Annotated in this window: 5 protein-coding genes; all 5 read right to left on the bottom strand. The window is 67.3% G+C overall.

Annotated elements, in window-relative coordinates; all coding sequences use genetic code 11:
- Positions 1–84: 84 nt before the first annotated feature.
- Genes CHU95_RS03450 through CHU95_RS03470 form a run of 5 tightly spaced genes read right to left on the bottom strand, consistent with a single transcriptional unit; the run spans position 85 to position 12,308 of the window.
- Positions 85–3,237, bottom strand: coding sequence for a helicase-related protein (locus tag CHU95_RS03450; protein WP_094453765.1), 3,153 nt, complete (start codon positions 3,235–3,237; stop codon positions 85–87).
- The gene (locus tag CHU95_RS03455) at positions 3,227–5,083 is read right to left on the bottom strand and encodes a phospholipase D family protein (protein WP_094453767.1); all 1,857 of its coding nucleotides are present in this window, start codon (positions 5,081–5,083) and stop codon (positions 3,227–3,229) included. The genes CHU95_RS03450 and CHU95_RS03455 overlap by 11 nt, the downstream gene beginning before the upstream one ends.
- Positions 5,073–6,251 (bottom strand): DUF6361 family protein, encoded by a 1,179-nt coding sequence (locus CHU95_RS03460; RefSeq protein WP_094453769.1) that lies wholly within the window; start codon positions 6,249–6,251, stop codon positions 5,073–5,075. Before CHU95_RS03460 ends, CHU95_RS03455 begins: the two co-directional genes overlap by 11 nt.
- A gap of 4 nt (positions 6,252–6,255) precedes the next feature.
- The gene (locus tag CHU95_RS03465; RefSeq protein WP_245837838.1) at positions 6,256–9,657 is read right to left on the bottom strand and encodes a UvrD-helicase domain-containing protein; all 3,402 of its coding nucleotides are present in this window, start codon (positions 9,655–9,657) and stop codon (positions 6,256–6,258) included.
- The gene (locus CHU95_RS03470) at positions 9,654–12,308 is read right to left on the bottom strand and encodes a PD-(D/E)XK nuclease family protein (RefSeq protein WP_094453773.1); all 2,655 of its coding nucleotides are present in this window, start codon (positions 12,306–12,308) and stop codon (positions 9,654–9,656) included. The genes CHU95_RS03465 and CHU95_RS03470 overlap by 4 nt, the downstream gene beginning before the upstream one ends.
- Positions 12,309–12,519 lie beyond the last annotated feature (211 nt).

The following is a 12,519-nucleotide window of genomic DNA, read 5'->3' on the forward strand; positions in this document are numbered from 1 at the left end:
AAAAGCACTGCGGCCTCAGCTGCCGACGTCGCGCTTGGGGGCATAACGGCATTGCCTCTCCCATCGGACGTTGTAGTGCGGAAATCACCGACCTGAATGGCCGGGAACTTCAGGCTCAAGCCGAATTTGCAGATCGGCAAGCAGATTAAAGTTCATGACATCGCCGGTCAGCGTTTCCAGGTAGTTGAGTAAATCATCTTGTCGCGGTTGACCAAAGGCCAGACGATAGATCGTGAGACTGCGCTTGAGCCAAGCGAGTCGTGTGACTTCCCGACTGAACGGCAGCATTGGTACACGCCGCTCGACGCGCACCGAACCTTCGTAGATCCAATAGGGGATGAGGTCTGTATCGACCGCCGCCTCCGAGCGCGCTCGCTCGAACATCAGCTTCCATGGATCGTTAGGAGCCTGTCCACGGCCCCTGACAACAGCGGCTTGACGCTCGGCCAGGTTGAGACGCACGGCATGGCCCTTGAAACGGTGGACGCGGCCTTCGCGCTGCTCGAGGTCTACCGGGTTGCCTGGCAGGTTCCAGTGATAAACGCGATAGCAATAGGGATGAAAGTCCAGCCCTTCCTGGCCGACCGACGTGGTGGCGAGAATGAACGGCCGGAACGGTGAGTTGAAGGCGTCACGCACGCCTCCGAGCCGCGCGACGGCGCCGTCCTCGTCCTTGTAGTCGGCAAGCCGCATCGCAAAGCGTCCGCGCATCTGGAACTTGCTGATGGCGAGGGACTCTCCATCGACCTGCACGTCATCGACTTCGATCTGCGACGGGCGGATAGCGAGGGCCTGGGCCATGGCGCGAGCAACACCCATTGCACGGTCCTCGGCTGGGCGGGCGCCGAGACCTTCGGCGTCGACAAGGTAGTGGGCGTATTCGTCCAGGACGGCCTGTAGGTTGTGCTCGGCGCAATAGACCAGCACGCGGCGCCAATAGTGATCGTCGGTATCCCGCCTCAGCAGGGCGACCGCGTCATGCTGGTTGAACAGCGCCCGGAACGACCAGGCGACTTCAGCGGCGGCGCTGAGCAGGCGCGGGTCGTCCCACGCCAGCTCTGGCGCGATCCGCTTGAGGGCGCGAAGTGCGCAGACGGCCGGACTGCCCAGCGCCACGTCGACCAGCAGGTCTGGAAGATCGGCGAACGAAGTGCCGATGTCGTGCGTCTTCACCGCCGCCGCCAGCTCGGCGACATGATCCTGAAAGGCGTCTTCGCTCGCCAGAGCGCGCATGCCTTGGGGCGTCTCCAGCCAGGTGCGGGACCGCGCGCCCAGCAGGTCATCGATCACGGCGGGGGCGGCCCACTCGGCGCTGTTGGCGTCCTGCCGCGACACCGCCCCTTTTCGCAGGGCCTCGAGGGCGGGCTTGAGACGGTCGCCTATGGCGGCGCGCATGCCATCCTGCGACAGGGCGGTCTCGGTTTCACTGAAAACCGCGAGCGGATCAGCCAGCTCGGCCAGTGCCGGCGATGGATAGATCAGCAGCAGCGCGCGCAGACCCACGTGCCGCCCCTGATCCTGTCGGAACTGCAAGGGGCGCAGGCGATGCGGCTCGAAATAGCGTCGGCCGGATTCCCCGACGCCCATGCGCCGTTCGGCTTCATAGGACAGCAGGGCCGCGATCGCGTCGGGCACCATGGACCAGGCTGAAAATATCAGCGCCTTGGTCAGCGGCGCGCCGGATCGCGCGTCGCCGTAATAGGGCATGGCGGCGGGTATCCAGAGATTCTGTTCGAGACGATGGTCGAAGATGTCGTCCATGATCGCGCGCATGCGGCCATTGGCCGGCTCAAGCAGCGCATAAGCGTCGATGGCTTCGTGATCGAGCATGGTCGGCCGAGCGGCCTGGATGGCGTTGCGGAGGGTCGCCGAGGGCGCCTCCGCCTCGTCCCTCAGAAGCTGCTTCAGACTGTAGTGGCGCATGAAGTTGAGTAGGTAAGGCGCCGATTTCCAGTATTCGATGATCTCCGGCGCATTCAGCGTGCGCGCCACTTGCGACAAGGCCGACGCCTGCGCGAGATCGGCGGGCGCGACCGAGACCGTGATGGTGGGCTCGCTCATCATGGAGTCGCGTTCGATCGTGGACGCGACCCGCTCGGTTCGGGCGATCACTTTGCGCAGGCGCTGTTCGATGGCCTGGCGCGCCTCGACCGCTGAAGCGTGCGATTGCGGCAGGGTATGCAGGAGGCCGCGGAAGGCGCGCATCTCGCGCGAGAGCGTGGCCGCCAGCTCCGGCCCTTGTTCGCGGCCATAGAGGAAGCTCAGGGTTTCGAGGAAGTCCTGATAGTGATCGCCTTCGTCGGGCTCGTCACCGGCGAGCGTGAGCATCCGATAGGGCGTGGCGGAGAGCAGCAGGGTGCGGGCGGCGTGCCCGTCGCCGCCCGAGTAGTCGAACAGTTCGCGCGCGAGGATCGCCGCGTCGCTGTCGCCGTGCAGCAGATCCCGAAACCGCTGGAACTCGTCCATGATGATCAGGTCGGGTTGCAGCGCGTCGACGCAGGCATGGGAGAGCTTGGCGCGTAGCCGGGCGACCAGGCTGTTGCGCGGCTGCGTCATCTCCGGGGGATAGCTGTCCCGGCGGCGCGGAAAGAGTTCGCAGACACGTTCGAGTTCCTCGAAGAGGTCGCGATCAGCCTGCACGTCGCGGCGGAAGCGCTCGATGATGCGCTTGTCGACGCCTTGGAGGGTGAGCGTGTCCACCGCGCGGTTCCAGCCGTCGATGCCGGCCGTGACCTGCAACAGATTGTGCAGGCCCCGCGGGCGCGAAACGAGGTCGTGCAGGAGATGGTGCAACAGGGCGCGTTCCTGCGTCACGCCCGTCGCGGAGCGCAGATCGAAGGTCGTGCCCGGCGTCAGGCTGATGAAGTTCACCTTGTTGGCGTCGAGACCGACCTGATCGCGCAATTGCAGGGGAACCAGGGTCATGCGGGTCGGCAGGGCCAGCTCGCGCCGCCCAAGGACGTTCAGCCGGTTGAGGTTCTGGGCGGCGATCGCCTGATTCGAGCAAATGTAGAGGATGTCGATCCGCTTGGTGCTGTCCCACAGGTGCTCGATCATGCGGGCGATGACGCCGCGCGCCACCATCGTCTTGCCGAGGCCGACTTCGTCCGCGACCAGGAACTGGCGGACAGGATCGTCCTCGCCGTAGAGCCGGTCGAAGACATAATCGACGGTGCGCCGCTGAAAGACCTTGAGGGGCGCAAGCGCCGCGTCGGCGCGGAACCGTTCATTCGGCATGAGCAGCGTCCTGCGTGGCGAGCGCAATCCGGAAGGTGTTCCAGAGCGCGCGGAACTCGGTCGGAATCGGATCGGTACCTGCGCCGTCGTCGGTTTCCAGACGGGCGATCAGCCGTTCGATGGCGCGGAGCTGGTCGCCGCCACGGCAGAAGGCGCGAACCAACTCTTCAAGGATCGGCGCGTCGTCGTTAGCCGCGCGCCACGCGCCCTGACCGGACCCATCCTGCGCCGCCAGCGCGGCGGCGAAGGGATCGCCCAATTCGGAGAGCAGCAACCGGAGATAGCGGAAGAAGGCATCCTTGCTGTCGATCACCCAGCGCAGGATGGCGGCGTGGCGCTCGGCGGGCAGCCCCTCGATCATGAGCCCGGTGCTGAACAGGATGGAGACATTCTCCGTCTCGTCCGTCAGATGGCAGGCGAGAAACCGGGTTAGATCGACCAGCGGCATTGCGCCAAGGTCGACGGGCTGCCCCCGCCGAACAGGCTCCAACACATCGCGCGCATGACTTTCGCCCCGCGTGATCGGCCAAACCCGCAGGACACCGAGCCCGAGAAGGGACAACGGCTTGGACGGCGCCAGCCAGACCCGCCAGGCGGGCGCGCCATCGGCGTTGGGCTCGGCGCGCTCGCAGCGGAGCGTGAGGCCGCTTTGGCAAATCTCTCGCCGGGCCAAGTCCAATCGCGCCTCGGCCGCGCATTGCGCGGCGTCGGCGGAGTTCATCTCGTCGCGAACGAAAGGCCGCGTCAGCCGGCCGAACCCCTTCTCGCCGAGGATTTCCTCGACGCTGCCGACCCGCGACCGCTTGCCGGTCAGGGTCGCGAAAATCTCGACATTGCCGCCGGTCAGCAGCGCCGGGCGCGTGGCGTTTCCTGAGCCGACCGTGATCGCGGTGTCCCAGCCGCGCTCGGTGACGAACGCCTTGGCGTGGAGCCCTTGCAAGGCCGTTGCGTCGGCTTCCTCGCCATCTTCCGTGGCCGCCATCTCGTCGAGCACGGCCACGCGCGCGAAGCGGTCCAGCGTGGCGACGGACACCCGCGCGAGTTCGTCGGAGCGTCCGATGAAGATCGGCTTTTCGGCGCTGGGCAGGACGGCGAGCAGCGACAAGGTCTGGTCGTCGCAAAAGGGCGAGACCACGCCCAGCCGCACGCAAGGTTCCGGGCGCCACGGCTTGCCGCCGAGGCCGTTGACCGCGAAGGAGACGCCCTCGAATGGTTCGGGCAGACTCCATTCGGCGCGTCGTATGTCTTCGGCCAGCTCATCGATGAGGGCCTTCGTTCCGTCGGGAGCGCCGACGGTCGCCAGGTCGGGGAGCTGGCGAAGGAAGTCGGCTACCGGGCGGTTGATGGCTTTGGGCTGCTTGGAGATCACCCCGTCGAGGGTGGCGGCAATATCCCAGGAGCGGTCGCGCGTCAGGTTTCGGGAGAGGATGAGCAGGCGCAGGCGCGCTGGATCTTCGGGCCGCAACGGCGTGAAGCGCAGCGCCCACATCTTGGGGTGGAAGGCGCCGCCCTGAGGGGCGGCGACCTCGACCACGATGCGTTCGAGCAGCGAGCAAAGGCGGGAATGGGGACGGACGCTCGCCTGGATGTGGCCGGCGTCGGTGAAGACGACGAGGCGGCCGGCGATGCGCTCGGCGCCTTCCAAGAGCGCCAAGGGGTGAGAAAGGATGTCGTCGCGATTCTCGGCAGCGAACAGCGCCAGACTGACCGGCACGGCGAGCGCGGTCTCGAAGTCGAGCGAGAAGGTCGTGGCGACCGCCGCGTCGAAGACGTAGCCCGCCGGCGGCTGGAGATTGGCGCCGTAGAGCGTTCGCTGTTCGGGATCGAGGCTGCGCCTATTCAGCATGGGCGAGATCCCGCAGGTGCGATTTGGCCTGCGCCCAGCGGAAAGTGAGGCGGTCGGCGCCGGAGGCGCCGGTCCAGCGGTCGCGCACGGCGTGATTGGCGTAGCGGGACTGGCTGGTTTTCAGCCGCCGCTCGCGCTCTTCGACAAGCTGCCGCGCCGCAGGCGACGCGATCACCTGCTCCGTCCCGGCCAGAACCAGCTCGCGCCACTCGGTCACAAAGCGCTTGGCGGCTGGCCGGACGGTGTGCGCGGGGTGCTCGACGACGTTCCAGAAATCATCGAGCGACCATGCGCGCACGGCGCTGGGATCGAGTTCGTCGCTCCAGGCCGCAAGCCGCTCGCGATAGCCGTCGATCCAGTCGTCGCGCTGGCGCAGCTCGCTGAGCGCGAGATTGTAGAGTAGCGCTGCGCCGTGCATCGCATGGGAGAAGATTTCCCCATGCTGAACGAGGCGGCGCACTGCGGATGGAAACGCCGACAGATGGGGGTGCGTCCAGATATAGTCACAGTCCGCGTCGACGCCTTCGCGCGCCAGCATCGTGAGCAGTGCGGTGGGCTGGCTGGCGATCAGGCGGTCGATGAGGAATTGCGCCTCGTCGGTGGTCAGGCGGAAGACGGCGTGCTCAAGCAAGTTGCCGGGCACCTGGGGCAAAGTCGGATTCCAGACGGCAGGCATCTGAGCGACGGCCAGAGCATCTTCGCCGCTGGATGAGCCGCGGGATCGGCCACGGCCCCGCAAGGCGACGAACAGACTGTCGAGCGAACCAGGAAAGACCCGGATGCCCCACGCGCCCAAGCCAGCCCAATAGACGGAACTCGGCAACCGCTGAAGCCGTGGTCCTGCATCCCGGCCGATGATGCCGTTGGACTCACCGCCGGCTTTCAGGGCGTCGGCAAGCCGGATTTCGGTGTCGCGCGCTTCGGTGCGGAGCTGCGCTTCAGGGACTTCGCGCTTTTCCAGCGCGCGATAGAGCCAGGGAATGAACAGCATGTATCGCAGTCGCGTCTGGATCGTGCTCGTGCCTGGAAAGAGATGATCGGCAATGGAATCCCGGATCGCCCCCAGCCCCAGCTCGTCGCGGGTCTCGCGCTCCTGAAAGAGCGCCATGATGCGCTGCGCGCGCTGTCGCTCGGCTTCATCGAAATCGATCCAGGCAAGAGACGACATGGGCTCAGGCCGCCTCGCTCTCGGTCTGCTTCGTCGGCAAGATGGGAATGACTGAGCCGGAGGTCATCAGCACGATCAGTCCGCGCTCGGCGCCGGTCATGTCGAGATAGGCCCGCACCTGCGCGCGATAGTGATCGAGCATTTCCAGTGCTGGCACCACATCGCTTTTCCAGTCCACGACGACGGCGGGACGGCCCTCAGCCGTCAGGGTCAGGGCGTCGACGATCCCGGCGGTTGCGATTTCCACGCCGTCGGCCGTCCGTGCGGAATAGACGGGAAATTCGGCCAGAAGACCAGGCCGCAGGGCCGCGATGTCGGGGAGGGCCAGGGTCCGGGCCACGCAGGCCGCCAGTTCCTGCGCCGACAGCCCTGCTGCCGGGTCGGCGACCGGGGACCGGCCGAGGGAGCGGATGAGGTCGTCAGCCCGTTCGGCCAGGTCGGCATCCACCTCTAGGGTTTCGCCGGTCAGCACCTCTTCCATGAGCTTGTGGAGGATCAGCCCGCGCTCGCGGCCACCCTGCACGAGGGCGGCGGCTTCCAGTTCGGGGGGCTGATCGTCGGCCGACCCCGTCCAGAGCGCGGCTTCTTCTTCCCGCAGCACGGTACCCGCGGCGTTTTCGTCGCGGCTGGGCGCAAGCCAGGTCAACCGCATCTGCGCGGCCGCGATGGCTTCGGCTTCGGCGGCGAAGCCATCGCGCGTCTGGGTGTTGCCCGCGCCCGCACCTGCGGCTGCGAAACCGGTAGGCAAGTGAGAGACGTCCAGGCCGGGTAAGGCCGCGAGCGACAGATCGACGAGTCCGATCCAGGCCGATCTCGACTGCGTTACGTCGAGCCGAGGTAAGACGAGGAGTTCGCGGGCGCGGGTGGCCGCGACATACCAGAGCCGGATGCGCTCGCGGTCCAGTTCCTCCTTTTCCGCCTGGCGCGCGATTTCATAGCCCTCGGGCGTGACGCCCAGGACCGGGCAATAGAAGGTCTCGGTCTGGCGGTCGATGACGGCGCTGTCGGTCGTCATGACGCCGGTCATGGTGTTGATCGGAATGACGATCGGCCACTCGAGCCCCTTGGCTGCGTGCATGGTGAAGAGCGCAACCGCTTCCTCCTGGGCGTCGGGCCGTCCCTCAACGGCGCGGGCTTCGTCGGACCACGCCGCCGTCATCGCCTCGGCGAAGGCGCGCAGGCCGCGCACGGCGTAGCCGGTCGACAGGCTGAGATAGAGATCGACATTGGCCAGCGCGCGCTCGGCCTGGCCGCGATGGCGCTCGAGGAGGAGCGGACGGACGCGCATCACATCAACGGCCTGCGAGAGCAGCTCGTGCGGGGTCGTGCTGTTGCCGCGCCGGGAGAGCGATTGCAGCCGCTCGATGATTTGACGCGCAAGCGGGTGCGTGACGACGGCAGGGTCGATGCTTAGATCCAAGCGCGGGATCCGATCCGGCTGTTCTTCCGAGCGCGGAAGTCCCCAGATGATGTCCAGCAGGTCTTCTTCGGTGAGACCGACCAGAGGCCCGCGCAGGAGCGCGCCGAGCGCAAGCGTGTCGCGGCGGTCGGCCAGCACACGGGTAAGCGCGAGGAGATCCTGGATCTCCTGGCGGCGGAAAAAACCCTTGCCGGCTTGGGTCGCCACGGGGATGCCGCGGCGTTCCAGGGCTTCCTCATAGCGCCACAGCTCCGCGCCGGTTGGCGCCAGCAAGGCGATGTCGCCCGGCTGGCAGGGGCGCTCGGCGGCACTGCGACGATCGACGATGGGGTGGCTTTCAATCAGCCGGACGCACAGCTCGGCGATGGCGTCGGCTTCGGCGTCGCGCTGCTGTTCGGCGCTGGCCTTGCCGTTTTCATCGGCCACGGCGATGTCGAGGGCGGCCACGCACAGGCCGCCCCGATCGTCATGGAACGGGTCGAGAGCGGTGAAGCCCGGCTGGCCGTCGGCCGAGAGCACGGCCTCGAAACGCTCGTTGACGAAGGTGAGGATCGAGGCGCAGGAGCGGAAATTGGTCGAGATCGACAGGAGGCTGCCGGGGTGCTGGGCGCGGAAGGCGTCACGTGCCTGCACATAGGCGCCGACATCTGCGCCCCGGAAGCGATAGATCGCCTGCTTGGGGTCACCGACCAGGAAGAGCGCGCCCGGCCGGATTTGGAACCGGGTCCAGTCGGCGTCGACATCGACCGGCTCGCCGCATAGCCGCCAGAAGATTTCGGTTTGCAGCGGATCGGTGTCCTGGAACTCGTCGACGAGGACATGGGCGAAACGCTGCCCCAGCGCCCGGCGCACGGCGTCGTGGTCGCGCAGCAAGTTGCGCGCAGAGAAGATGAGATCGTCGAAATCGAGCTGGGCGCTGGCGCGCTTGTGGTCGCGATAGCGTTGCAGGATCGGACGCGCTTCGTCGATCAGCGCCGCCAAGGCATGGCCGGCGACGGCCTGCGCCAACGCGACCCAGGCGTCGCAACAGGCGGTGTAGTGGATCTCGGCTGCGTCGTTCAGCCGGTCGCCATCGGCCTTGGAGAAGCCGGCCTGCTTGGCTGCGGCGGCCCATTTGCCCTTCTTGCGGTAGGAAGCGAAGGCGCCGGTCTTGGTGCAAAGGTCCGGGTGGGGCCGCGCGGTCAGGAGCCGAACGAGGCCCGCGGGCGTCGCGGGATCGGGACCGTTCGCTACGGCGGTCGCCATTTCGGCCAGGCGCTCGACGATCGTCACCGTTTCCGGCTCGGCCGCCGCAGTGCCGCCCATGAAGCTCGCGAAATTCGCCGTGGCCTGCCGGAACGCCGTGAGGTAGGCGTCAAGCGAAGAGACCGGAGGGGCCGAGAGAGCGGGGCGGCGGCGCAGATTCTCGGCGATCTTGTGGATGAGCGCCACGGTTTCGCCGGGGCTGTGCAGCACCATCTCGGCGAGGATGCCGCCCTGGCCGCCGGACAGGCGTCCGCGCAGCCAGCCATCGACAATTTCGAGGAAGGTGAGGTCAGCCTGGTTGCGATCCATGACGCCAGCGCCGGGATCGATGTCGGCCTCCGCCGGATAGGGCTTTATCAGGCGCTGGCAGAAGCCGTGGATGGTCGAACAGGTGATTTCATCGATCGCGGCGCTGGCGGCGGCGAGATTGTTGCGATGGGCCTGGGACAGCCCATCGGGCAGCGCCACGCGCAGCTCGGTCGCAATCGTGCCGGCCGAGAGATCGGCGACGAACTCGCGGACACGCGACAGCAGCTCGCTCGCGGCGAGTTCGGTGAAGGTGACGGCGGCGATGGAGCGCGGCGCGATGCCTTCGGCCATCATGGCGGCGATGCGGCCAGCCATGACGGCGGTCTTGCCTGAACCCGCGCCGGCCTCGACCAGGATTGAGCGATCATGGAGGCTGATCGCATCGCGGCGCGCGCCGTCGTCCTTCAGCATCTTGGACACGCTGCTCATCATTCCGCCTCCCAGACCTGAGCGACTTCGCCAAGCTGCTCCGCGGCGGCCGGCATTTTGCGTTTGCAGTACGTGGCGCTGGCGTTGGCCGGCAGAGCGAAGGCGAGGTCGTCATAGTCGCCGCCGGTATCCGGGCCAGGCAAGGCCGCGCCTCCGACGAGACTCGACCGTGCCGCGCGCAGATAGCCCGTGATTTCCGCGAGGACGGCCTCGGGATCGTCGAGCTTGAGATCGACGGGCTCGCGCGGATAGAGCAGCGAGGCGCTGATCGCGACGTCGTCTCCGAGTAGCGCCTTCACTGCGAAGGCATAGAGGCACCGCTGAAGCTCGCGTCCACCGTTCAGGCGGATGTCGCCGCGCGGCGGCCGTCCGGTCTTGTAGTCCCGCACGAGGGCGCGCTTACCGTCGCCGGAAATGTCGAGCCGGTCGATATAGCCGGCGATGTTGAAGCCCGTGTCGGGAATCGTGACCGGCGCGCTCGCATCCCAGGGCGTCTCCGCGTCGGATTTCGGCTCTGAGCCACCGAAGGGCACCTCCCCGTAGGATCGGGCCCCCGGCAGGATATCATCGCCATATGACAATGCGCGGCCCGCCATCACGCGGGCGTCGTCCAGCGTGCGGCTCCAGATGACAGGCGGCGGAACCGGACGCTCACGCTCCCAATCGGCGGCGACGGCTTGCGCAGCCCGCGCCACCGCGGCTTCGATGGTTTCGGCGTTGGCGGAGGAAAGGCCGCCTCCGGTTTCGAGGTCGCGCAAGGCGCGATCGAGAACCATGTGGACGAGATCGCCGGTCCCGAGCGCATCGAGCACGAGCGGTTCGGCGCTGCTCTGCGGTTCGCGCCATCCGAACGCATAGACCCACAGGAAGCTGAGTGGATTTCGCAGCAGGCGGCGCAGCGAGCTGGCCGACTGGGTGCGGCCGAGGATGGCGAGAACGAGCGGATGATCCGCCCGCACGAGCCCGTCATGGGGAGTGATCTCGGCCTCTCGCCAGTCGCGCCAGCAGCCGTGCGCGCTGAACGCCTGCGGATCGGCGGCGAACTCCCGGGGCCGGGCCATGAGGCGGTCGGTCTCGCTGAAGGCGTGCACCGGCGTCGCGTTGCGGCGCAGATAGGTTTCGTTGCCACGCCCGGCGAGCAGGGGGCTGCGACCCAGGAGACGCCCGTCGGTGTCGCGCCGGGCGCGCGAGAGAACGACGGTATCGGCCGTCGTGGCGAGGATCGTCTCGAAGTCGCGGCGGTCGGCGAGGTTGACCGGCAGCGGGTCGAGCACCGGGGTCGGGATGATATGGTCCGGGATCAGGCGGTCCTCGGCAATCCCACGCGGCCAGCGCGAGGAATTGAGCCCGAGGAGCCGCACGAAGCGGCGGGGCGACGCGGCGAGCGCGCTGGCCGGCATCCAGGCGACGCAGACGCACGCTTCCAGCCCGTCGTCCTGCTTCAGAGTTTCCAGAGTGGCGTCGATCGAGGCGGCGGGACCGGCGAGCAGAGCCTTGCGCCAGATCGCGAGCGAGCGGCCCTTGAGGAAGGCTTCTCCGATCTCGCTGGCGGCCTCCGATCCTTTAACTAGGGTCGCGACCGCCGTGCGCAGAGCAGGAACATGGTCGGTGCCGTCGGGCCAGTCTTCCGGCGTCAGCCGGGCCAGCAGGCGGTTCCAGGCACCCGGCGTCGAGAGCGGCGCATCGGTCGGCAGCGCCCGCAACCAGCCCTCGGGCAGGGTCTCGAAAGGCCCGCTGTCCCGGCAGAGCGCCGCGAGGCGGCGCAGCCGCGACTGCGACAGACCGCGAACCACGATGTCGGCCAGCGCCGCAGCTGCCTGGCCCTCGCGGGTGGCGACGGTGCGGATGCCATGGACGAAGTGAAGGTCGATGTTGGCGTCGGCGCGCAGGGCCAGGAAATGATCGTCATAGTCGGCGGGTGAGGCGGTCGCGATGGCGATCTCCGAAGCCGGGACGCCCGAGGCAAGCAGGCCGCGCACCCAGCGCATCGCCTCAATGGCCTCGTGATAGGCCGTCGCCGCGCTGATGGCGCTGATTCCCGGCGCTTGCGCCAGCGCGCGTGCAACCGTGACGCCGGTGCCGTCCAGCCATGCGGGAACGCTCCTCGGGCCGGCCGACCACCGCACGGGAATATGGGCGGTGAGGGCCTGGAGCAGCGGCCGCCAGCAGGGCGAGAGTTCGGTAAGGCCGACGATCTCCAACGGCCCGAGGACCGCCGGCGCATGGCCGATCCGGACGGTTGCGGCGGCCACGATGTCGAGAGGCCGCATCATTCCGGGCGGAAGCTGGTCGAGGACGACCGCTTCCAGCCGCGCGATAGCGGCGAGACGGGGATGATCCGCCGCGCTTGCGGCAAGATCGATGCCCGCGCGCCAAGCTTTGTGAAGCGTGTCGGCCGCCGCGTCGATCATGCCGGGAAGAGCCTTGATGCTCTCCAACTCGCCCATCTGCGTGGCGGGCAGGGCTGCCTGGATGGCCGCGCGCAGGCTCTCGTCGTCGATGGATTGGGTGAAACCACCAGCCAGCCGAACAGCGGCCTGCTCGAGGGTCATGATCTGGATGCCGTTATGGCGGTCGCGGGCCGCCGTTAACCGGCTTTCCCGCATCGCGAGCCGACCATGAACGATCAAGGTGGAGCGATGTACGTTGGTCATGGCCATCCTCCCTCTAAGCCAAGTTGTTGAGCTGCTGGTTGAAACCCATAGGGTTGCTGTCTCAACATACCTCACTGGAGTTAGGGGTGTAAAATACTCAGGAGATACACGGTTATGTTATGCGGCTATCAACTGATGCTAAAAACAGTTGGGGCTGGGATGATCCCAGTCTACGGTTGACGGACCGCCTCCTTCCTGATGGGGCTTCCGG

Source organism: Niveispirillum lacus, assembly GCF_002251795.1.
GTDB classification, from domain to species: domain Bacteria; phylum Pseudomonadota; class Alphaproteobacteria; order Azospirillales; family Azospirillaceae; genus Niveispirillum; species Niveispirillum lacus.

Coding starts and splice junctions, on each gene's coding strand:
- CHU95_RS03460 (WP_094453769.1), bottom strand. CDS start 6,251: ATGTCGTCTCTTGCCTGGATCGATTTCGATGAAGCCGAGCGACAGCGC.
- CHU95_RS03465 (WP_245837838.1), bottom strand. CDS start 9,657: ATGATGAGCAGCGTGTCCAAGATGCTGAAGGACGACGGCGCGCGCCGC.
- CHU95_RS03470 (WP_094453773.1), bottom strand. CDS start 12,308: ATGACCAACGTACATCGCTCCACCTTGATCGTTCATGGTCGGCTCGCG.
- CHU95_RS03455 (WP_094453767.1), bottom strand. CDS start 5,083: ATGCTGAATAGGCGCAGCCTCGATCCCGAACAGCGAACGCTCTACGGC.
- CHU95_RS03450 (WP_094453765.1), bottom strand. CDS start 3,237: ATGCCGAATGAACGGTTCCGCGCCGACGCGGCGCTTGCGCCCCTCAAG.